At 74.0% G+C, this 23,239-nt stretch carries 15 protein-coding genes; all 15 read left to right on the top strand.

What is annotated here, in order from left to right; all coding sequences use genetic code 11:
* Positions 1-122: 122 nt before the first annotated feature.
* Complete coding sequence (locus tag HCN52_RS05665) at positions 123-1,037, top strand: hypothetical protein (RefSeq protein WP_168087262.1); 915 nt, start codon at positions 123-125, stop codon at positions 1,035-1,037.
* Positions 1,034-2,026, top strand: a complete 993-nt coding sequence (locus HCN52_RS05660) for an NAD-dependent epimerase/dehydratase family protein (protein WP_168087261.1) — start codon at positions 1,034-1,036, stop codon at positions 2,024-2,026. Before HCN52_RS05665 ends, HCN52_RS05660 begins: the two co-directional genes overlap by 4 nt.
* 330 nt (positions 2,027-2,356) lie before the next feature.
* Positions 2,357-7,882, top strand: coding sequence for a type I polyketide synthase (locus HCN52_RS05655; protein ID WP_168087260.1), 5,526 nt, complete (start codon positions 2,357-2,359; stop codon positions 7,880-7,882).
* Complete coding sequence (locus HCN52_RS05650) at positions 7,879-10,596, top strand: aminotransferase class III-fold pyridoxal phosphate-dependent enzyme (protein ID WP_168087259.1); 2,718 nt, start codon at positions 7,879-7,881, stop codon at positions 10,594-10,596. The genes HCN52_RS05655 and HCN52_RS05650 overlap by 4 nt, the downstream gene beginning before the upstream one ends.
* Positions 10,593-11,747: a fatty acid desaturase family protein gene (locus HCN52_RS05645; protein ID WP_168087258.1), complete on the top strand. Its 1,155-nt coding sequence runs from the start codon at positions 10,593-10,595 to the stop codon at positions 11,745-11,747. Before HCN52_RS05650 ends, HCN52_RS05645 begins: the two co-directional genes overlap by 4 nt.
* A complete protein-coding gene (locus HCN52_RS05640) occupies positions 11,744-12,499 on the top strand; it encodes a thioesterase II family protein (RefSeq protein WP_168087257.1) in 756 nt (251 codons plus the stop codon). Before HCN52_RS05645 ends, HCN52_RS05640 begins: the two co-directional genes overlap by 4 nt.
* Positions 12,496-13,869, top strand: coding sequence for a cytochrome P450 (locus HCN52_RS05635; protein ID WP_168087256.1), 1,374 nt, complete (start codon positions 12,496-12,498; stop codon positions 13,867-13,869). Before HCN52_RS05640 ends, HCN52_RS05635 begins: the two co-directional genes overlap by 4 nt.
* Before the next feature lie 62 nt (positions 13,870-13,931).
* The gene (locus HCN52_RS05630; RefSeq protein WP_168087255.1) at positions 13,932-15,800 is read left to right on the top strand and encodes a fatty acyl-AMP ligase; all 1,869 of its coding nucleotides are present in this window, start codon (positions 13,932-13,934) and stop codon (positions 15,798-15,800) included.
* A gap of 82 nt (positions 15,801-15,882) precedes the next feature.
* The gene (locus tag HCN52_RS05625; protein WP_168087254.1) at positions 15,883-16,743 is read left to right on the top strand and encodes an acyl carrier protein; all 861 of its coding nucleotides are present in this window, start codon (positions 15,883-15,885) and stop codon (positions 16,741-16,743) included.
* On the top strand, positions 16,740-17,018 hold the full coding sequence (locus HCN52_RS05620) for a phosphopantetheine-binding protein (protein WP_168087253.1): 279 nt from the start codon (positions 16,740-16,742) through the stop codon (positions 17,016-17,018). The genes HCN52_RS05625 and HCN52_RS05620 overlap by 4 nt, the downstream gene beginning before the upstream one ends.
* Complete coding sequence (locus HCN52_RS25885) at positions 17,015-18,382, top strand: beta-ketoacyl synthase N-terminal-like domain-containing protein (protein WP_209314198.1); 1,368 nt, start codon at positions 17,015-17,017, stop codon at positions 18,380-18,382. Before HCN52_RS05620 ends, HCN52_RS25885 begins: the two co-directional genes overlap by 4 nt.
* Positions 18,379-19,632 (top strand): hydroxymethylglutaryl-CoA synthase family protein, encoded by a 1,254-nt coding sequence (locus HCN52_RS05610; protein ID WP_168087252.1) that lies wholly within the window; start codon positions 18,379-18,381, stop codon positions 19,630-19,632. Before HCN52_RS25885 ends, HCN52_RS05610 begins: the two co-directional genes overlap by 4 nt.
* Complete coding sequence (locus tag HCN52_RS05605) at positions 19,629-20,411, top strand: enoyl-CoA hydratase/isomerase family protein (protein WP_168087251.1); 783 nt, start codon at positions 19,629-19,631, stop codon at positions 20,409-20,411. Before HCN52_RS05610 ends, HCN52_RS05605 begins: the two co-directional genes overlap by 4 nt.
* A gap of 26 nt (positions 20,412-20,437) precedes the next feature.
* Positions 20,438-21,175 carry a polyketide synthase gene (locus HCN52_RS05600; protein WP_168087250.1) on the top strand — a complete coding sequence of 246 codons (738 nt, stop codon included), beginning with the start codon at positions 20,438-20,440 and terminating at the stop codon, positions 21,173-21,175.
* Between the two features lie 284 nt (positions 21,176-21,459).
* The gene (locus HCN52_RS05595; RefSeq protein ID WP_168087249.1) at positions 21,460-23,178 is read left to right on the top strand and encodes a proline--tRNA ligase; all 1,719 of its coding nucleotides are present in this window, start codon (positions 21,460-21,462) and stop codon (positions 23,176-23,178) included.
* Positions 23,179-23,239: the final 61 nt, after the last annotated feature.

The raw sequence follows: 23,239 nt of genomic DNA, 5'->3' as shown, positions 1-23,239 counted from the left end.
TACGTGCCGACGCACGCCGAGACCTGGACCGCCGCCGCAATCCGCTCTTCGCACTCGCCGACATCGAGCACTTTGTCCTGCACGAGGACGGGCGACCCGCCGGCCGGGTAGCCGCTGCTCTCATGCCGGCCTACAACGAGCGGTGCGTGCCGAAGGGGTTGCCACCCACGGGATTCGTAGGGTTCCTCGACGTCCACGCAGGCCGCGCCGACCACGCGGAGCAGTTGCTGGACGCTGCCGGCGCCTGGCTGGCCGCGCGGGGCGCAGCCCGTGCGATCGGCCCGTGCCAGTACTTCAGCGGGCAGGACATGGGGCTGCTGATCGAGGGGTTCGACCAGCCTCCGGCGCTCTTCCAGACCCACGGCCGTCCCGGCGACCTGCTGCTCTGGGAGAAGGCGGGCTACCGGGAGAGCGCGGGCCTGGCCACGTACCGCATTCCGGCCGAGGTCATCGACGCCCGCGGTCCGGGCCTGGTGGCGGCGGGTGACGCCGCCGCACGGCGCCTCGGCCTCACAGCCAGATCCATGCGGCGCGGCGGGGCAGACCTGGAGCTGATCCGCACGCTGTTCAACGCGTCGTTCGCGAGCAGCCCGGAGAACCTGCCCTACGACCACGATCTCTTCCACCACATCGTGGCGCCGCTCCGTCCGCTGCTCGACCCGCGCCTGGTCCGCTTCGTGGAACGGGACGGCCGGCCCGTCGGCTTCACGCTCTCGGTCCCGGACCTGAACGAGCTGCTGGCCCGCATGGGAGGCCGGGCGGGACCGTTGGACCTGCTGCGCGCACGATCGAGGGCGCGCCGCATCCGCACCGCCGTCGTGCTCATCGCAGGCGTGCTGCCGGAGATGCCGATGGGCGTCGCGCCCGTCCTGTTCGGGGAGACCTTCCGCGGGGTGTCCGAGGGCGGCTACCGCGAGATACGCACCACCTGGGTGCACGACGACAACACCGCGATGCGGTACCTGATCGAGCGCGGGCTGCCGGTCGCCCCCGATCGGCGCTACCTGCTGCTGGAACGCGCGCTGGGGGAGTCATGATCGTCGTGACGGGGGCGTACGGGTGCCTGGGATCCAACGTGGTGCGGGCGCTGTTGGAACGCGGCGAGCGGGTGGTCGCGCTGCGCAGGGAGGGCGAGTCGGCCGCCTCGCTGGCCGATGTAGCGGGTGACGTCGAGGACGTCGTGGTCGACATCCGTGACGCCGACGGGACGGACCGGGCCCTCCGGGGGCGGACCGGTCTCTTCCACCTTGCCGGTGTCGCGGTGATGACCAACAAGGCGGCACGGGCAATGCACGAGGTGAACGTGGTCGGCACCGCCCACGTCATGTCGGCGGCTCGTCGCCACGGCCTGCGGACGGTGCACACCTCGTCGGCCTCGGCGGTGGGGTTCCCCGCCCCCGGTGTCACGGCCGATGAGGATCATCCCTACCGGGCCGATCGGCGGCGCAACGCCTACCAGCACACCAAGCGTGCCGGGGAGCGGATCGTCCTCGGGGAGGTGGCGCGGGGGCTGGACGCCGTCGTGCTCAACCCGGCCGGCGTGATCGCCCCGGGAGGCGACGGTCGTTCCGCCTGGCCCGGCCTCGTCGCGCGGGTCGCCGCCGGCCGCTTCCCGCTCAGCCCGCCCGGCGGGTTCAGCTTCGTGGCCGCCGAGGAGTTCCGCGCAGCCCAACTGGCCGCCTACGACAAGGGAGCCGCGGGGCGGAGATACATCGTCGCCACGGAGTACCTCCGGTATCACGAGCTGTTCGCCCGGATCGCGCAACGCACCGGGGCCCGCGCCCCACGCGGGACGGTTCCCTCTCCGGTGCTCCGGGCCCTCGCCATCGCCTCGGCGCCGATCAACGCATGGATCGGTTCGCCGGAGCGCGCACTGCTCATGAGTTCCGAGAACCTGCCGATGCTCACGGGTGAGCTGCGGTACTCCCCTCGCCGGTGCCGCACCGAACTGGGCGTCGAACCCGGTGACATGAACCGCGCGCTGGACGACGTCGTCGCCTGGTGCCGGCGGCACCGCTACATCTGACCCGAGAGCTCCGCCCCGCCACGCCACCTCGCCCCGGACCGAACCTCGGCGGGGGAGAGGCAGGCAGCCCGCGCGGACCCGCCGCGGCCGGTCCAGGCGGCCGTCCGCCGTCGGTCCCGTAGCGGCGCATCCACGGCACCGCGCCGGTCCCCGGCGCGCCCGCACGCTCCACCGCGGGTCGCCGTGCCCGTCCCGTCCGCTGTCTCTGCAGGTGTCTCTGCACGACCGCTGTCCGTACATCGCCGATCTTCGTGCTCCACCGGTCCCGCGGCTTCGCCCAGCCCTCGCGCGACCGTTCTCCCAACCATGCCGACCAGGGGGTCACCCACCATGCCCGGACACGCCATCGTCGGGATGGGCTGCCGCTTTCCCGGCGCCCCGTCCCTGGCCGCCTACTGGGAGCTGCTGTGCCGCGGCGGGGACGGCATTGTCGAGGTCCCACCGGACCGCGCCGGGCCGGCACGCCCGGCGGACGGCGGACGGGACGTCGCCCGCCGGGCAGGCCTGCTGCCCGACCTCGACCGGTTCGACGCCGCGCCGTTCGGCATCTCGGCGCGGGAGGCGCACTACCTCGATCCCCAGCAGCGGCTGGTCCTGGAGGTGGTGGTGGAGGCGCTGGCCGACGCGGGAATTGCTCCCGGGTCGCTGCGCGGCAGCGACACCGGGGTGTTCGTCGGGGCGTCGGGGTTCGAACACGGGGCGCTCGCCGTCGCCCCCGGCCAGGAGCTCAGTACGTACCGCACCACCGGTTCCGTGCTCAGCATCATCGCGAACCGGGTGTCCTACGCGTTGGACCTCAAGGGGCCTTCGGTCGTGGTCGACACGGCATGTTCCTCCTCGCTGGTCGCGCTGGGGGCCGCCGTCGACGCGCTGCGAGCGGGGCGATGCCGTGTCGCGCTGGTCGGGGGCGTCAACGCCCTGCTGAACCCTGAGATGACAGAGGCGTTCGCCGCCGGCGGGTTCATGGCCGCTGACGGGCGGTGCAAGCCCTTCGACCACCGCGCCGACGGCTACGTGCGCTCCGAGGGGGCCGGTGTCCTCGTCCTGCGGAGTGAGGAGGCCGCCCGGGCCGAGGGCGACCGGGTGTACGCGGTGGTGCCCGCCGTCCGGGTCAACCAGGACGGCCGGTCGAACGGCATCTTCGCCCCCAACGGACGCAGCCAGGAGCGGCTGCTTCGCTCGGCGTACGAGGACGCGGGGGTGGACCCCGGCGCGGTGCAGTACCTGGAGGCACACGGCACGGGCACCGCGCTGGGCGACCCGATCGAGTTCGGAGCGGTCGCCGGCGTCCTCGCTGTCGGGCGGGAACCGGGCCGCGAGCTGCTGATGGGATCGGTGAAGTCGAACATCGGCCACCTGGAGGCGGGCGCCGGGGTCGCCGGTGTGATCAAGGTGGCGCTGGCGATGCACCACGGCCGTGTCCCGCCCACCCTGCACCTCGAACGCCCCAACCCGTACCTGCGGTTGGAACGGCATCCGGTCCGTATCCCCACTGCCGTCGAGCCCTGGCCGGACACGGACGGCGGGGAACGCCTCGCCGGCGTCAGCTCCTTCGGCTTCGGCGGTACCAACGCCCACGCTGTGCTGCGAGCCGCACGCCCCGCGGCGGCCTCGCCGACCGACCGGGCGGCGCCCGACGAGCACCCGCCGTTCCTGGTGCCGTTGGCCGCGCACAGCGAGGCCGCGTTGCGGGAGACCGCGGGGGAGTGGGCGAGCTGGCTGGCGGCGGAGGGGCGGGACGCGGAGCCGGCCGCGGTCGCCGCGACGGCGGCAGGCCGCCGCGACCACCCGGCCCACCGTGCCGCCGTGCTGGCCGACGACCGGAGCTCTCTCATCGCCGCCCTCGCGGCGGTGGCTGCCGGAACGGACCACCCCGCGCTGGTCGGCGTCGGCCGGGCTCCGGCCCGGACTCCCCGCTGGAGCCTCGCTTTCGGCTCGTCGACCGCGGACGCCTCGGAGATGGCGGCCGGCGCCGTGGCGTCGGACATCGCCGCAGGCGACTGGGGCGCGTTCGCGGCCCGTGCTGCACGGGAGCTTCCGAGCTATGCGACGCTCCACGCGCGCCTGCGGGAGGAGGCCGGCCCGGGAGCCGCCGGCGGCCCCGACGGTGCGCTCCCTCGGGTGGAGACGTTCCTTGCCCAACTCGCCGTCGCCCGACAGCTGGAAGCCCTCGGCCTGCGCCCGGCCGTCTGGCGCGGCAGCGGTGCCGGCGAGGTCACGGCCGCCTGCGCCGCCGGAGAGCTGGTTCCGGAGGACGCGGTCGGCCTGCTTGCCTCGACCTCCCGGCGCCCGGTCGTGCGCCGGGGTGAGCAGGGAGGCCGTGAGGCCGGTGGATGGTGGTCGGCTCAGTGTGGCGGACCGGTGCGGTCCGCAGAGGTGGATGCCTCCCACTGGGCTGCCTGCCTCGACGCAGGCCCGTCCGCGGCCCCTGTGGCGGATGCCGACGACGGTGTGCCGTCCCACGGGCCCCGTGTCGACCTCGCGGCATGGCGACCGGGGGCGGCGGCGGACCCCGGAGCGGCGCGTCGGATGCTGCTCGACACGGTCGCCCGGTTGTACCTGGCCGGTCTCACCCCCCGTTGGCAGCCCGGCGCCCGGGTCGCGCTGCCCGCCCACGCCTGGGACCGCCGCACGTATCCGCTGATCAGCCGGGCGCTGCCCGCGGCCTCCGGTGACGGCCCGGCGTCTGCTCCCACCGCACCGGCAGCCGGGGAGTTGACCCCGGCGGTTCGGGCCCTGCTGGAGTCCGCCCGCGATCGCATCGCGGCGCTGGAGGAGACGGAGAGCGCACTGCGGAGCCGCCTCGCGGAGCGGCCCGCGGAGGTCGCGGCACCCGTGGACGCGGTCGTCCTCGGTGTGGGGCTGCGGTTGCCGTCGACGGTGACCTCGACGGACGGGTTCTGGCGTCTGCTCACCGAGGGCGGGAACGGTGTGGGCCGGCTGACCCGTGACCGTGACGGACGTCGCGGGGCGGGTGGCCGCCCGTGGCGCCCGGCCGGCCGGTTGGACAGTGTGGACAGCTTCGACCCCGGGTTCTTCGGCATCGGCTCGGAGGAGGCGCGGGCCATGGATCCCCAACAGCGCCTGGTCCTGGAGACGGCGTGGGAGGCGCTGGAGGACGGCGGCGTGACCGCGCAGCGGCTCCGGACGAGCGTGACCGGCGTCTTCGTCGGCACCTGCGGCAACGACTACCTCCTGCTGGCGGCCGGGTCCGGTGAACGTCCCGACGTGTGGAGCGCGAGCGGGGTCTCGCACGCGGTCACCGCCGGACGTCTCTCCTACCACCTGGACCTCCGGGGACCCAGCCTCGCGGTGGACACCGCCTGCTCGTCCTCGCTGACCGCCCTTCACCTGGCGTTGCGCGCCCTGCGCGCCGGCGAGTGCGACTTCGCTCTCGTCGGGGGAGTGAACACCCTGCTCGATCCGTACTCGACCGAGATGATCGAGAGCGTTCTGCCGTTCTCCGCCGCGGGCCGCTGCCTCAGCTACGAGGAGGGGGCCGACGGCATCGTGCGCGGCGAGGGGTGCGGCATGCTGCTGCTGGCCCGGGAGGACGTCGCGACCCGGGAGGGGCTGCCCGGCCGCGGTCTGGTGCGCGGCAGCGCGATCAACCAGGACGGCCGCACCAATGGTCTCACCGCGCCCAGCCCTCGGGGACAGCGCGAGGTGCTGGCGCGCGCGCTGCGGGATGCGCGCCTGACCGGGGCCGACATCGACTACGTCGAGGGTCACGGCACCGGCACGGCGCTCGGGGACCCCCTGGAGGCGGAGGCGCTCGCGGCCGTTCTCGGTGACGGCGACAAGCCCTGCGTGCTCGGATCGGTCAAGGCCAACCTGGGGCACCTGGAGGCGGCCGCCGGGATCGCCGGTGTGATCAAGGCGCTGCTCGTACTGGAGCACGCACGTGTACCGGCCCAACCCGACTTCAGCCGCCCCGGCCCCGGTGTGCGGTTCACCGGGACCCGCCTCGAACTCGCCTCCGAGGAGCGGACGCTGCCCTCGGGCCGCCGCTGGGCCGGGGTGAGCTCGTTCGGGTTCGGCGGGAGCAACGCCCACGTCGTCCTCGAGCACGACCCCGCACGGCACGCCGTCCCGCCGCCCGCGGCCGGGGGCAGCGGCCCGCTGATGCTGCCGCTCTCGGCGCGCAGCACCGGGGCGCTCACCGCGCTCGCGGAGGCATGGCAGCGTGCCCTGGCCGACTGCGACGAGACCGCTGCCCGACGGATGGTCGCAGCGGCCGCGCACCGCCGGGACCACCACCCGGTCCGGACGGTCCGTACCGCCCCTGACCTGCCCGGCCTGCTCACCGCGCTCGCGGAGCCCCGGGAGGCCGTGGAGCCGCACGCGACCCGCTCGGTGTGGCTGTTCACGGGGCAGGGCAGCCAGTGGCCGGCCATGGCAGCCGGCCTGCTGGAGCTGCCCGCGGCCGCCGCCGAACTCCGCGTCTGCGACGCCGTGGTCCGGGAGACGGCGGGCTGGTCGATCCTGGCCGAGGCCACGGCGCCGCAGGGCAGCCACCGCCTTGCGGACACCGAGATCGCGCAGGGGTGCGTGGCGGCGGTGCAGCTTGCGCTGGCAGCCCAGCTCCGGGAGGTGGGACTCGAACCGGACGCAGTCGTCGGGCACAGCATGGGTGAGTTGCCGGCGGCGGTGGTCGCGGGCGTGCTGGACCGGCCCACCATGTTCCGCCTGCTGCGGGCGCGCGGCCGTCTCATCGCCGAGCACGCCGCAGAGGGGCGAATGGTCAGCGTCGCGCTGCCCGAGGCGGAGGTGGCCCGTCTGCTCGCTCGCCACGACAAGGTGGACATCGCCGCGGTCAACGGGCCGCACTCGACGGTGGTGTCGGGGCTGCGGTCCGCGGTCGACGGACTCTGCGCGGAGTTGACGAGCGAGGCGGTGCGTCACACCCCGCTTCCGGGCGGCTACGCCTTCCACAGCCGGCTGTTGGAGGCGGCCGCCGCCGAAATCGCGCTCGTCGCCGCCGATATCGATCCGCGTGAGCCGACGGTTCCGTTCCACTCCACGGTCACCGGTCGACCGGAAACCCGGCTCGACGGCGCCTACTGGGCAGCGAACCTGCGGAGGACCGTGCGGTTCGCGGACGCCCTGGCCTCACTTCCGGACGCGACGAGGACCGTGGCCGTCGAGGTCGGCCCGCACGCGGTGCTCACCGCCGAGGTGCTGCGCGGCGAGGAAGCCGGTGGTCCGGCTTTCGCCTGCCGTCCGGTGCCGCTGATGCGGCGCGGCCGTACCGCCCACCACACCGTGGTCGAGGCAGTGGGGCGGCTGCACGAGACCGGTCCGGCCGTGAACCCCGCGGCGGTGGTGCCTCCGCCGACCGGCCGGGTGACCGGCCTGCCCTCCTACCCGTGGCAGCGCACGCGGCACTGGGTCGTCGTGGACCGGGAGGACGCGGGGGCCGCGCCGCCTCCCGCAGCCGCCCCGCGGGCTGCTGCTGCGCCGGTCGACAGGGCCGATCTCGTCGCGATGCTGCGGCGGGCGCTGGTCGAGGCGCTGGGCCCGGAGGCGGAGGCGGTCGACGCCGACACGGTCCTCGCCGACTGGGACATCGAGTCGTTGGTGATCGTCGAGGTGCGCAACCAACTGGGTCGCCGCCTCGGCGCCACTCTGCCGCTCTCGGCCTTCTTCACCGCCGGGTCGCTGGGCGAGGTGGCCGACCGCCTGCGGTCGGCGATCGACCCGACCACCGGGGACGGCACCGCGGACCGCAACCCGGGGCGGTCCGCACGCCCCACCGAACCGGAGCGCCCGGCCCACCCGGGCCCCCTGGACCATCTCACCGACAGCGAGGTCGAAGCCATGATCGCCCGCATCGAAGGGACCGACGCACGATGAGTACACCGCACCGGGCGGACACCCGCCGGGCCCACCTGGAGAGGCTCCTGCGCGAACGACGCGCCACGGGCCCCGCTCCGGGGACCCGAAGGGCCACCGCAGACCACCCCTTCTCCCGCCACGTCAATCCCGACCTCGCGTCGATGTTGCACGGCGCAGGCATCGACGTGGAGTACACCCGCGGGCGGGGCTGCCTCCTCTGGGACGCCGAAGGCAACGAGTACCTCGACTTCACCGCCGGGTACGGCTCCCTGCCGTTCGGCCACAGTCCGCCCGCGATCTGGGAGGCGGTCGCCGAGACCCACCGCCGCGAGGAGCCGGGGTTCGTACAGCCCTCGCTGCTCGGCGCCGCGGGCGAACTCGCCGGCCGGTTGGCGGGGATCGCCCCGCAGGGCCTGGACCGTGTGGTGTTCGCCAACAGCGGGGCCGAGTCCGTGGAGGTGGCTATCAAGCTGGCCCGCTCGGCGACCGGCCGCCTCGGCATCCTCTCCACCGACAGTGGTTTCCACGGCAAGACACTGGCCGCGCTGTCCGCCACCGGACGCAGCGAGTACCAGGCCGAGTTCGGCGCGCCGCTCACCGGGTTCAGCCGGGTTCCCTACGGCGACACCACGGCGCTGGCCGCAGCGCTGGCGCAGCACGGTGCGACCACCGCGGCCTTCGTCGTGGAGGCGATCCAGGGCGAGGGCGGCGTCAACGTCGCCCCGGCCGGTTACCTGGCCGAGGCCGGGCGGCTGTGCGCGGAGCACGGAGTGCTGCTCGTGCTGGACGAGGTACAGACCGGGCTGGGCCGAACGGGGACCCTGTTCGCCGCGGAGCAGCACGACGTGGTGCCCGACATCCTGACGCTGGCGAAGGCGCTCGGCGGGGGTGTGGTTCCGACCGCGGCGGTGCTGACGCGCGCCGATCTCCTCACCGAGGGATTCGCCTTCCGTCACACCTCGACCTTCGCCGGCAGCGCCCTGGCGGCGCGGGTCGGGCTGCGGACGCTGGACCTGCTGACCGCCGACGACGGCGCGCTGCTGCGCCAGGTGCGGGAGAACGGCGAACGGTTGCGCGCCGGTCTGGAGGACATCCGCGACGCCTACCCCGGGGCGATCACCGCCGTGCGCGGCAGCGGACTGTTGCTGGGGGTCGAGCTCTCCGACGCGATAGACGGTTTCGGCGGCCAGGGCCTCATCGGTGCCATGGCCCACGACGAGAACCTCGGCATGCTGCTCTGCGGGAACCTGCTGCGCCGCGAGGGCATCCGGGTGGCGCCCACCCTCTTCGGCAACCGGGTCGTCCGCGTCGAGCCGCCCTTGGTCGTGACCGGGGAGCAGTGCGACCGGTTCCTGGAAGGGTTCGAGCGGGCGGTCGATCACGTCTGGCGCAACGACGCCGTGGGGCTGGTGGGCCACCTTGCGGGCCACCGACCCGGATCGGGTGTCCGCAGGCCCGAGTTCCGTCACCACTCCTCCTACGAGCCACCGGCGCCCGGTGACTCACGCTTCGCCTTCGTCGTCCACCCCCTCGACACCGACAGCTTCCGCGACCTCGACCCCAGCACCGGGGAGCTGGACTCCCAGCAGGTCGAGGAGCTGATCTCCCGCTTCGACGCGGCCAGTTGCGTTCTCAACCCTGCGTCGTTCGTGGTGGGCGGCTTCCGCACCGTCTCGCGGACGGGCGCTGCGGCGCACTGCGAGCTGATCGGACTGCCCTACACCGCCGAGAGGCTGCTGGACCTGCCGCCGGACCGGGCGACCCGCGTGGTGACTGAGGCTGTGGCCCTGGCAGCCGAGCGCGGTGCCGAACTGGTCGGGCTCGGCGCCTACACCTCGGTGGTGACGGCCAACGCGACCGCGCTGACCGGGCTTCCGGTCCCCGTCACCACCGGCAACTCCTTCACCGCCGCTGCCGGCGCGCACGGCGTACTGCGAGCCGCCGAGCTCCGCGGACGGGACATCGCTGCGACCACTGTCGCGGTGGTCGGCGCCGCCGGAGCCATCGGCTCCATGGTCGCCCGCCTGCTCGCACCCGCCGTCGGGGGCCTCGTCCTCCTGGGCAACCCTGCCGCCCCGGAGCGCTCCATGGTGAGGCTGCGGGCCGAACTCGCCCTGCTGGCCGCCTCGGTGCGGGGTGCCGGCGGGTCCGGGCCGCTGGCGCGGGCAGTCGCGGGCACCGACGACGACGAGGCTGCCGCGGCGGAGCTGCTGTCCCGCGGTCTCGTGGCGCTGGGGACCGACGCTGCGGCGCTCCTCCCCGACGCCGGCGTCGTGGTGACGGCCACCTCCAGCCCCACCAGCGTGCTGCGCGCCGAGGACCTCGCCCCCGACGCGGTGGTCTGCGACCTCGCGGAGCCGTCGAACGTGCCACCGTTGCACGAGAGCCGTCCCGACGTGTTCGTCTTCGACGGCGGCATCATCGCGCTGCCGGACGGCCAACGCCCCAGCGTCCGCTTCGGTCTGGAACCCGGACAGTCCTACGCCTGCCTGGTGGAGGCCACCCTCGTCGCGCTGGAACGGGACCCCTCGCTGGCCAGCGTCGGGCCGAAGCTCGAGGAGAAGCGCACGGCCCGGCTGCGGGACCTCGCGGAGCTGCACGGCTTCGCCGTGGCCGACCTGCAGCTGTGGCGAGAGGTCCGCGGCCGCGAGGCCTCCGGGGTGCGCACGCTTTCCGGGACCGGGACCGGGACCGGGACCGTGGCCGACGGCGCCGAAGGGGCGGCAGGATGACCGCGGCACCGGCGACGAACAACGCAGCCGTCGCCCCCCTGGCCGCTGAACGTGCCCGATACGACGCCGGCCGGTCCTTCAGCGTCCAGGAAGCGCACCGGCACGTCCGCGACCTCTTCGGCCACCGGGTGTGGATCTACTGGACCGACTTCCTGCTCAGCCTCGCAGTCGGTGTCACCGCGTTCTGGGCGGCCGGACCGCTCGGTCTGCTCAGCCCCGCCGGGCTGCTCTGCTCCCTCGTCGCGGCCCTCGCCCTCTACCGCTGCTTCGCTTTCATCCATGAGATCGCGCACTTCCGCGCCAAGCGGGCGCTGCGCGGTTTCCGGATCGGGTGGAACGTGCTGGTCGGCATCCCGCTGCTGGCACCTGTCTTCCTCTACGAGAGCCACGGGGAGCACCACAACAAGAAGTTGTACGGCACCGAACGGGACGCCGAGTACCTGCCGTTGGCCCGGCTCTCGGTCCGCCACAGCGTGGTCGTGGTGCTGGGTTCGTTCGCTCTGCCGTTCTTCGGGCCGGTCCGGTTCGGCCTGCTCGCGCCCCTCGGATGGCTCATCCCCCCGCTACGGCGCCGGGTCCACCGCAGCCTCTCCACCATCAAGCTCGACCTGGAGTACCAGGGCCGGCAGCCGGTGGGGCGTCGTGAGCGCGCCTCCTGGGCGGCGCAGGAGGCGGCGGCAGCCGTCTACGTCTGGGCCATGGCCGCGCTCGCCGTGTCCGGCGCCGTCCCGGTCTCACGACTCCTGCAGTGGTACGCCGTCTTCTCCGTCCTCGCCCTCGCCAACTCGCTGCGCATCCTCGCCGCCCACCGCTACCTGGGCAACGAGGAGGAGATGAGCGTCGTGGAGCAGATGCTCGACACGGTCAACTACCCGCGCAACCGGTGGCTCGCCGAACTCTGGGCCCCCGTGGGGCTGCGGCTGCACGCGCTCCACCACCTGATGCCGGGGCTCCCGTACCACGCCTACGGCGCCGCACATCGACGGCTGGTGACCGCGCTGCCCGCGGATTCCGCCTACCGGCTCACCGAGAGCCCGGGGATGGCCCGGTCGCTCCGCGAGCTGTGGCACTCCTGCCGCGCGCACCGACGCGCCGGCGCCATCCTTCCGCTGCGCCCGCGCACGGCACCCGAGGCCGGGGGTGTCCGGTGACCCGGGCCCGAACGGCACGTCCCCCCGGGCCCCTGCTGGGTGAGCGGTTGCGGCGGCTCGGAGGTGACGGCGAGCACCGGCTGGTCTGCTTCGGACACGCCGGCGCCTCGCGGGCGGTGTTCCGTCCGTGGGTCAACCGGCTGGCCGACCGCTACACGCTGTTCGCGGCCCCCACCTGGGCCGGCAACGGACTGGCGCCGGGCAGCGATGCCGACTGGGTGAGCCTGGTCGGGGAGACCGCGCATGCCGTCCCTGCCGGCCCCGGGCCGCTGACCCTGGTCGGTCACAGCATGGGCGCCCTGCTGGCCTACGAGGTCACCCGGCTGCTGCGGCACGCCGGCCGTCCTGTGGCCCGACTCGTGGTCAGTGGGCGCGACGCTCCGGGGCCGACACGTCCCGAGGAACGCCCCGAGGACCCGGTCGCTCTCCTGGAGTGGGCTGCGGCCCGCTGGGGCGGCGTGCCGCCAGAGATGCTGGCCGACCGGGATGCCGCGCGACTGATCGGGGGACGGCTGCGCGCCGACCTCGACCTGCACGACCGGTACCGCCACAGCCCCGGGCCGTTGCCGGACGTTCCGGTCCTCGTCGTGGACGCATCGGGGGACCCCGTGACGACCGCGGTCGGTACGACGGCGTGGGCCCGGCACACCACGGGGCCCACCACCGTCCACACGGTGCCCGGCGGTCACTTCGCCCCTCTCGTCCACCTGCCCCCGCTCCTGCGAAGAGCGGCCGAGGAGTCGTCCCGATGAGCACCATCCACCCGCCCACCGCACCCGCGGGCCGACCGCTGCCCGAGATACCGGGCGCCCCGCTGATCGGGCACGCCCGTGCCCTCCGCCGCGACCTGCTCGGACTGGTCGGCCACATCGCCCGTGAGTCCCCGGGTATCGCGGGCTTCCGCATCGCCCACCAGCGTGCCGCGGTCGCCAGCTCCCCGGAGACGGTCCGGGAGGTGCTGATCGAACGCGCCGCGGACTTCGACAAGGGGGAGCGCCAGGTCAGGGCGATCACCCCCGTGATGGGGCGTGGGCTGCTGATCAGCGAGGGCGACCTGCACGCGCGGCAGCGCAAGCTGATACTGCCGCACTTCACACCGCGTCGCATCGCCCGCCATGCCGACGCCGTCGTCGCGGAGGCGGAACACGCTCTCGCGGGGTGGTCCGAGGACACCGAGGTCGATCTTCTCGACGAGATGAACACCCTCACGATGAACATCGTCTCGCGGCTGCTGTTCTCCACCCGTATCCGGGACGACCGGGCGCTGGCCGAGGCGATCACCGGAGTCTTCGAATGGGAGATGCACGCCCTCACCCGCCTCGTCGTGCTCCCGCTGTCGGTCCCCACCCCGCGCAACCTGCGGGCCCGCACCCGGATCGACTACATCCGGGGCCGCATCGACGCCTTCATCCAGGAGCGCCGCTCGGCGGACGACCCGGTGCAGGACCTGCTGACGGTTCTGATGAACGCCAGGTACGAGGACGGGGCCGTGATGGACGACCGGCAGCTGCTGGACGAGACCCTCACCATCTGGGGCGCCTCGCAGGAGACCTCCGCCGACGCGCAGACCTGGGCCCTCTACCTCCTGGCGCGCCACCCGGAGGCGCACGCCCGGGTCCGGGAGGAGGTGGACCGCGTCCTGGGCGGCCGGCCGGCGACGTTCGAGGATCTCAAGCAACTGCCCTACAGCCTCCAGGTCTTCAAGGAGGCGATGCGGCTCTACCCGCCCGCAGCCGTGATGCTGCGCACCGCGGTGCGGGACACCGTCATCGGCGGGTGTCGCATCGCCCGCGGCACGATGATCTTCCTGGCGATCCATACGCTGCACCGGAGCCCCGACCTCTACCCGGAGCCCGAGCGGTTCGATCCCGACCGCTTCACCAAGGAGCGCGAGCACGCGCTGCCGCGCCAGGCCTACCTGCCCTTCGGGACCGGTAAGCACGTCTGCGTGGGCAGTCACCTCGCGCTCATGGAGGGCCAGTTGCTCACGGCCACCATGACCCAGCGCCTCGACGTCGAGCTGCTGCCGCAGCCGCCGGTCGAACCCCTGCTCCTCATCAACCTCCGCCCCCGCGACGGGGTCCGGGCCCGGGTGCGCCACCGCACCGCTCCCGCCCGATGACCGCGGTCGACACCAGGGCGCCCCGAACCGCCACATCCATCGGTGAGCGAAAGGCCGTCACGATGACCACCGACACCACCCCCGACACCACCACCGGCCCGGGCCACCGCTCCCGGGGCGCGTCCGGCACGCCGGTCGCCGACCGGCACGGCCCCGCCGACGACCTGCTGTTCCCGTCCCGCGTCGCCCACTGGGCCCGCACCCGGCCCGACGCCCCCGCCTGCACGTACGTCGACCACTCCCAGGAGCGGGAGGGGGTCGAACGCACCTGGACGTACGCCGCCCTCGACCATCGGGCCCGGGTCCTCGCCCGCGCGGTCTCGGCGCACGCCGGTCCCGGCGACCGCGTCGCCATCGTCCTGCCGCAGGGGCTCGACTACCTCGCCGCCTTCCTCGCCTGCCAGTACGCCGGGGTCATCGGGGTGCCGCTGCACGCCCCCGACATCCGGCAGGACAACAGCAAGCTCACCGCCGTCCTCGCCGACTGCGCACCCGCCGCCACCCTCACCGAACAGCCGCTGGCAGAGCTGGTCGCGGATCTGGCCGAACCCGGCATGCCGGGCAGCGGCACCGTACTCACCGTCGAGGAGGCGGGTAGGGGGGAGCCGCAGGACCCGCGCCCGCTCGACCCCCACGCGCCCGCCTACCTGCAGTACACCTCCGGCTCCACCCGTCGGCCTGCCGGTGTCGTCGTCACCCACGACAACCTGCGCGTCGCGACGGCGCAGCTGCGGTCCTTCACCCGGCTCGGTACCGAGGAGACCCAGGTCAGCTGGTTGCCGTTCTTCCACGACATGGGGCTGGTCCTCGGCGCGTCCATGCCGCTCTCCGCCGGGGCGCACGGGGTCTACATGGCGCCCTACGCCTTCGTGCACCGCCCGGTCCGCTGGCTGGAGCTCATCTCGCGCCACCGCGCCCGCACCTCCGCCTCACCCAACTTCGGGCTGGACTTCGCGGTGTCCCGCGTGACGCCCGAGCAGCGGGAGGGGCTCGACCTGTCCTCGTTGCGGCACGTCGTCAACGGCGCCGAGCCCATCCGCGCCGCATCGCTCCACCGTTTCACCGACACCTACCGTCCCCACGGCTTCGACCCGGCCGCGCACTGCCCCGGCTACGGCCTGGCCGAGGCCACCCTCGCCGTCACCCTGGGGTCACCGCAGGGCGGCGCGGTCACCGGGAGCTTCGACCGGGACGCGCTCAACGCGGGCAAGGCCGTTCCCGTTGCCCAGGACACCCCCGGCGCGGTGTCGCTGGTCGCCTGCGGCCAGGTCTGGGAGCAGCACGTCGCGGTGGCCGACCCGGGCTCCGGTGAGGCACTCGCCGACGGCGCCGTCGGCGAGGTCTGGGTGGCCGGCCCCAACGTCTGCGACGGCTACTGGGAGCGGCCGGAGGAAACAGCTCGCACCTTCGGCGCCCGCTTGCCTGCCGGGTCCGGCACCGGCGGCGGCTTCGGTGCGGAAGGCCCCGTCCGGACGACGGCCACCACCCGCTGGCTGCGGACCGGGGACCTCGGCTTCCTCCACGACGGCCAGCTCTACGTAACCGCCCGGCTCAAGGATCTGATCATCGTGCGCGGTGCCAACCACTACCCGGTCGACCTGGAGAGCACGGTGGAGGCCGCTCTGCCCGAGGCGCGGGTCGGCCATGTGGCGGCCTTCTCCGTCGACACCCCCGGAACGGACGGCGAGGGCGTGGTCATCGTCTGCGAGCTCGACGCCCGGCGCGCACGCGAGCTGGACACGGCGGCGGCGCTGCGCACCATCCGACTCGCGGTGCAGGCACGCCACCGGATCGAGGTCCACGACGTCGTCCTCACCCGGCAGGGCAAGGTGCCGAAGACCACCAGCGGCAAGGTGCAGCGCCGCGCTTGCCGGGACCGCTACCTCGCCGGCGGCCTCGACCCGGCGGTGGCCCGTCACCGCACTTCCTGACACCCCGGGAGGCGGCCCGCCTCCTCCCGCCAGCCGGCGCCCCAGCCCGGGGGCCGGTCCCGACCGGAAAGGCCGCAGGACCATGCCCAACCGCTCGCTCGTCGATCTCCGTCCACTGCGCAGGGACGTCCGGCCCGCCGCCGGGCCGCCGGAACCGCCACCCGTGGGCGACCTCCCGGCGTCCGCGCCCGTCGACCGTGCCGCCCTGCGGCAGGAGGTCACGCGCGACCTCGCCGCCGTCCTGTACACCGACCCGGCAGGGCTCGACGTCCACGCGCCCTTCACCGACCTGGGGGTCGACTCCGTCCTGGGCGTCGAGTTCGCCCGCGGGCTGCAGAACCGGCACGCGGTCTCGTTCCCCTCGGGCGCTCTGTACGAGCACACCACGATCGCGCAGGTCAGCGAGTACCTGGCGGACCTCCTCAGCGGTCGGGAGGTCGACGGTCGGGAGCCGGCGGGCCCGCCCGCCACGGTGTCCGGGGCCGCGCCCGCCGAGGTGCTCGCCACAGTGCGCCGGCTCCTGGGCGCGGTGCTCTACAGCGACCCCGACGACATAGACCCCGAAACCGAGTTCGCCGCGCTCGGTCTGGACTCGGTGCTGGGCGTCCAGTTCGTCGACCGACTCAACCGCGAGCTGGATGCGGAGTGCCGGGCGGTACTGCTCTACGAACTGCCCACGCCGGCGGCGCTCACCGCGTGGTTGTGCGACGGCCCGAGCGGCGGCGCCATCGGCGCCGCGGTACCCGAATCGCCCGCTCGGCACGCCGCCACCACTTCGCCCACCGGGCCCCCTGCCCCGGAGCCGCCCACCGCGACCGACCTCTCGGAGCTGCTTGCCGGCGTGCTCGACAACCGCCTCTCCGCCGACCAGGCGGCCGGTCGACTGCCGGCCCCGCCGCCCGCCCGCCCCGTCACCCGTTTCCCGGAAGGACCCCGCGCATGAGCGACCACGTCACCGCCCACCCCGACCGCGAAGAGGTGCTCGCGGTGCTGCGGACCCACCTGCTGACGGTCCTGCCCGACCTCGACCCGGCCCTGATGGTGCCGGAGCGTTCCCTGCGTGACCTCGGCGCCAACTCCATGGACCGGCTCGACGTCGTCGTCGCGACCCAGGAAGACTTCGGTCTCGTCGTCTCGCCCGGCGAACTCACCGAGGCCAACAGCCTCGCGGAGCTGGCCGACGTGCTCGCGGAGCACCGGGCGAAGGGTTCCGCGTGAGTGCGCCGCCCACCGGGTCGCCGCCCACCGGGTCGCCGCCCGCACGGGCGCCGGGCCGGACGGCGGTGATCACGGCCACCGCAGCGATCACACCCCTTGCGGACACCGCCGAGGAGTTCGGCGCGGCACTGCTGGCGGGCCGCCATGTGCCCGCCGAACCGCCGGACGCTCCCGCCGGCGCCGCCCCCGCAGCGATGCTGACCGGCTTCGACCCGCTCCGCTGGGCCGCCGACACCCTTCCCGACGGGCCTGCCACCGCCCGGCGGCTGCCCCGGCTGTTGCGCGGTGCGTCCCTCCCGACAGCCACGGGCACCTGCGTCGCGGCTCGCGTCGTCGCGGACGCCGGGCTGCCCCGGGACTGGGACGCCCGCGGTGCTCTGGTCCTCGCAGGCGGGGGGCTCGGTCTGGCGCACCAGGCCGAGGAACACGCCCGGACCGCTTCGGGCCGCGGCCCACTGCCCTCCTACGCGCTGACCCACCAGGACGCCGACGTCCTCGGCGCGGCCTCCGAACTCCTGGGCGCCCGCGCCGAGGGATGGACGGTCGGAGGGGCCTCTGCCGCCGGTACCCTCGCTCTCGTCCTGGCCGCGCGGACCATCGAGGCGGGGTGGGCCGACCACTGCGTCGTCATCGCTCCGGCGGCGGAGCTCTCGGCCGCCGAGATCGCCGCCTACCGCCGCAGCGGTGCCATGGTGCCCGCTGCCCAGCAGAGCGGCGGGACGGTGTGCCGTCCGTTCGACGCGGCCCGGTCCGGCTTTCTCTACGCCCAGTCCGCAGCGGCGGTGGTGGTGGAGAGCGCGGCCGCAGCCGCGGCCCGCGGCCGACCCGCGCTCGCCGTCGTCGCGGGCCACGCCCAGCGTCTGGACGGGGTCCGCGGCACAGGGCCGGACGCGCCGGGCCAGGCAGCAGTGATGCGCGCGGCGCTGTCGGTCGCCGGTCTGGAACCGGCTGACATCGGCTATGTCAACGCGCACGCCACCGGCTCGGTGCTGGGCGATGCCACCGAGGCCCGGGCGCTGCGCACGGTCTTCGACGGGCCCAGCCCGCCCCGCGTCAACTCCACCAAGGCGCTGGCGGGCCATGCGCTGACGGCGGCCGGTCTGCTGGGGGTCGTCGCGACCGTGGCGCAGCTGCGCGCCGGACGCCTGCACCCGATGCCGCACCTCAGCGAGCCGGTCGATCCCGAGCTCGGCCTGGTGGGACCGGTCGCCGAGCCCTTCGTCCCGGCTCCCGCCCTCGCCACCGGTTACGCGTTCGGCGGCATGAACGCGGCCGTGGTTCTGACACCGCCCGCCCCGCCTGCCCGGTCGGCCGGCCCTGCCCGGCCGTCGACGCCCCGTACCCCCTCCGAGGAGCAGACATGAGCAGCACCCGGCCGGTCGGCATCGAGGCGCTCCACGCCTACTGCGGCCGCACCAGCATGGACATTCCCACCCTGTTCCGTCATCGCGGTCTGGACCCGGACCGCATGGCCAATCTGCGGATGGCCGCCAAGAGTGTCGCCCTTCACTGCGAGGACGCGGTCTCCTTCGCGGTCAACGCAGCCCGCCCCCTGGTCGAGGCGCTGACCGAGGAGGAACGCGCCACCATCGAGCTGGTCGTCGTCGGAACCGAGTCCGGCGTCGACTTCGGCAAGTCGGTGACGAGCTACGTCCACCACTACCTGGGGCTGCCCCGAACCTGCCGGCTCTTCGAGGTCAAGCAGGCGTGCTACAGCGCCACGGCCGCACTCCAGATGGCGGCCAACACCGTGGCGGCCAGCCCGCACGAGGACGCCCGTGCGCTGGTGATCAGCAGCGACGTGGCGCTTCCGGTGCCGCACAGTTACATCGAGCCCAGCCAAGGGGCGGGGGCCGTGGCCCTGCTGGTCGGGGCACGACCGACCCTTGCAGAACTCGACCGGGGCGCCAACGGGTTCCACAGCTACGAGGTCATGGACACCTGCCGACCCACCCCGGGCACCGAGACCGGGGACACCGACCTCTCCCTCCTCACGTACCTCGACTGCCTCCAGGGAGCGTTCGCCGACTACGCCTCCCGCACCCGTGACGTCGACATCGTGGAGACCTTCGACCTGCTGGCGATGCACACCCCCTTCCCCGGCATGGTGCGTGGGGCCCACCGGACCCTGCTGCGCCGCCTGCGCCGCATGGCCCCGCCTGAGATCGAGGAGGACTTCACCCGGCGGCTCGCCCCCTCGCTGCACTACCCGTCGCAAGTGGGGAACATCTACGGCGGCACGGTGCTGCTCGCTCTCGCCTCGGCGATCTCCCACACCGAACTGACCGGTGAGGCCCGCGTCGGGGTGTTCTCCTACGGTTCCGGGTGCTCGTCGGAGTTCTTCAGCTGCGTCGTCTCCCCGGAGAGTCACCGCGCGGCACGGGAGTCCGGCCTGGACCGTGCTCTGGACGACCGTCACCGCCTCTCGCCCGAGGAGTACGACGCCCTGCTGTCGGCTGCGGGGCGGTTCCCGTTCGGCACCGCCGACCTCGACGTGGACCTCGACCTCTTCCCGCACCTCACGAAGCCTGCCGCCGGCGCCGGGCCGCTGCTGGTGCTCGAATCGGTGCGCGGGTACCACCGTCGCTACGTCTGGATCGGCGGTGACCGATGACCGGCCGGGTCACCGCCCTCGCGCCCGCTTCAACGTGTGGCCCGCTCACCGTTCACGAAGGGGACGGCTTCCTCCGCGCCACCCTCAGCCGGCCCGAACGGCGCAACGCCCTCGACGGGCCGCTGCTCACCCTCCTCCACGCGGCGCTCGATCGTGCCGAAGCTCTCGCCGACTGCCGTGTGCTGATCCTCGACGCGTCCGGTGAGGCCTTCTGCGGCGGCATGGACCTCGGAACGGCGGTCGGCCCCGACAGCGCCGCACCGTACTGGCGCCTGCTGGAACGGCTGGCCACCACTGATCTGGTGACGGTCTCCCTGGTGGACGGTGAGGCGACCGGGGGCGGCGTCGGCCTCGCCGCCGCGTGCGACCTCGTCCTGACCGGCCGCGACGCCCGTTTCCGGCTCACCGAGGTGCTGCTGGGGCTCGTACCTGCCATGGCGCTGCCGTTCGTGGCGCGCCGCACCGGTCAGCACCGCGCCTTCACGGCCGCGCTGCTGGCCGAGCCGCTCGACGGCCCTGCCGCACTCGCCGCGGGGCTCGCAGACCGGCACGGTGTGGTGGCCGAGGAGCTGTTGCGGCCGCTGCTGGTGTCGCTGCGGCGCGTGGACCGTGCGACGACAGGCGCTCTCAAACGGCACCGGGCACTGGTCCATCCCTTCCCCGCGGGCACCGGCACGGCGGCAGCAGATCTCCTGGCGGAGCGGCTCGCCGACCCGGCCGCGGTGGAGCGGCTGCGGCGCGTCGCGATGACCGCCGCGGCGACGGGGGCGGCCCAGTGACCGCCCGGCCGTCGTCGGCCGCCCCGGTGACATGGCGCGCGGAAGGCCCTGTCGGCGTCGTCACGCTCGACGACCCCACGGACCGCAACACCTTCACTCCTGCGTTCCGGACCGCGCTGGTCTCGGCCGTCACCCGGGCGTGTGCCGACCCGGCGGTCCGGGTCCTGCTCGTCCGGGGCCGCCCGGAGCTGTTCTGCGCCGGCGGCCGCCGCGAAGACCTCGAAAGGCTGTCCCGCGGGGAAGCCGACTTCGACGAGGACGACTTCTTCCAGGTGTTCGCGAGCTGCCCGCTGCCGGTGGTCGCCGAGGTGCAGGGGCATGCGATCGGCGGGGGACTGGCGATGACCCTGCACGCCGACCTGCTGGTGCTCAGCGAACGGTCGCTGTACTGGGCCAACTTCATGCACTACGGCTTCACTCCCGGAATGGCGGCGACCGCCCTCGTCCCGGCCTGCTTCGGCGAGCACCTCGGCGTGGAGATGCTGTACACCGGGCGGGCCTACCGCGGCGCCGAACTGCGCGACCGCGGTGCCCCGGTGCGGGTGCTCCCGCACGGCGAGGTGCCAGCCGCAGCACGGGCGACGGCGGAAGAGATGGCGCGGGCGCCGCGGCGCAGCCTGGAACTGCTGAAGGGGCGCCTGGGTGGGCCGCGGCTCACGGCCTCTCGCGAGGCCGTGGCGGCGGAGGTGGCGATGCACCGTGCGTGCTTCGGCCTGGCCGAGGTCCGTGAACGCATCGGCAGCCGATACGGCGCCGGCACCTGAGTTCCGACCGCTCCCGACCCGCTGCCGTCAGCCCGGCCGGCCACCCGGCCGCCTACCCGGCGGCCGGGCGCGGGGCCCCGCCTCGGGGGAAAGCGGTGGGGGAGGGGGTGGGGCGCTCGGTACGATCGGGGTGGCTTGCCACCGTCCGGACCCGCCCCGGCCCCCTGGACCGCGCGACGGGCACCGGCCGCGGCGGTGGGCGCCGTCAGGTGCGTGGCGGGGCGAGTCCGGTTCCCGGGCCGTGCCGGCCCGCGCCCGCCACTGCTTCGACGAAGAGAGTTCCCATGCGCTGGTCCCAGCTGTACGTCCCCACCCTGCGTGACGACCCCGCGGACGCGGAGGCCGCCAGCCACCGGCTGCTGGTCCGCGCCGGTTTTGTCCGGCAGCTGTCGGCCGGCCACTACGCGCTGCTGCCGCTGGCCGTCCGGGTGCGGGAGCGGGTCAGCCGGATCGTGCGCGAGGAGATGAACCGCATCGGCGCGCAGGAGTGGGCGATGCCCACCATGCACCCGGCGGAGATCTGGGAGCGCTCGGGCCGTCTGGAGGTCATGGGCGACGAGATGTTCCACCTCAAGGACCGCAAGGGCGCCGACCTCGTGCTGGGCATGACGCACGAGGAGATCTTCACGACCTTCGCCGCGCAGGGCCTCGCGTCGTACAAGCAGCTGCCGCAGATGTGGTACCAGCTCCACACCAAGTTCCGCGACGAGCCCCGCCCCAAGAGCGGTCTGCTGCGCGTCCGCGAGTTCACGATGAAGGACTCCTACAGCTTCGACCTCGACGAGGCGGGGCTGGACCGCTCCTTCGAGCTGCACCGCGCCGCCTACGAGCGGATCTTCGCCCGGCTCGGGATCCCCGCGATCGGTGTCGAGGCGTCCAGCGGGTCCATGGGCGGCTCGGCCTCGGTCGAGTTCATGACGGAGACCGCCGCCGGTGAGGACTTGGTCGTCCACTGCCAGAGCTGCGACTACGCGGCCAACGTGGAGAAGGCGACCTCCACCCTCGCCACGGTCGTCGACGAGCCCGCCGGCACCGACGCGCCGGAGCCGTTCGACACCCCCGACGTCCGCACCATCGAGGACCTGGCGCGCGACTACGACCTGCCCGGTGAGCGGCAGGTCAAGACGCTGGTCTACCTGCTCGACGGTGAGCTGACCCTGGTGCTGCTGCGCGGCGACCACAGCCTGGTCGAGCAGAAGCTGACCGACGCCACCGGCGCCGTCGAGGCCCGCCCCGCCCAGGCGGAGGAGATCCGGGCGGCGCTCGGCGCGTCCCCCGGCAGCCTCGGCGCGGTCGGGGTGACCGAGCTGCCGGTCGTCGCCGACGAGGCGCTGCGCGGCCGCAGCAACATGGCCACCGGGGCCAACCGCGACGGGGTGCACGTTCGCGGTGTCGACGTGGCGCGCGACATCACCGTGGGCCGCTGGGCCGACCTGCGGGAGGTGACCGCGGGCGAGCCCTGCCCGAACTGCGGGAAGCCGCTGTCGGTGATGAACTCGGTCGAGGTCGGGCACATCTTCAAGCTCGGCTACAAGTACTCCGAGGCCCTCGACCTCACGGTGCTCGGCCCCGACGGCAAGAGCGTCATGCCGATCATGGGCTGCTACGGCATCGGCATCGAGCGCGGCATCGCCGCGATCGTGGAGGCGCACCACGACGACAAGGGCATTCTGTGGCCCGTCTCGGTGGCGCCGTTCGAGGTGGCCGTGGTGCCGATCGGCAAGGACGACGAGATCAAGAAGACCGCCGGCGAGCTGTACGAGGCGCTGCGGGAGGCCGGTGTCGACACCGTGCTCGACGACCGCGACGAGCGCCCCGGCGTGAAGTTCTCCGACATCGAACTGGTCGGCATCCCCTACCGGATCACCATCGGCCGCCGCGGACTGGCCAACGGCGTCGTGGAGTTCGCCTCCCGCGCCGGTGGCGAGGCGGAGGAGCTGCCGCTGGCCGAGGCCGCGCAGCGGGTCGCCGCGCTGGTCGCGGAGGCCCGCGCGGCGCTCTGACGTCGAGCGGCGCCCGGCGGGGCGCGCGGTCGTGGGGGGGGGGGGGGGGGGGGGGGGGGGG

This window comes from Streptomyces bohaiensis (assembly GCF_012033785.1).
Classification (GTDB): domain Bacteria; phylum Actinomycetota; class Actinomycetes; order Streptomycetales; family Streptomycetaceae; genus Streptomyces; species Streptomyces bohaiensis.
This window is presented reverse-complemented; position numbering and strand designations above follow the sequence as displayed.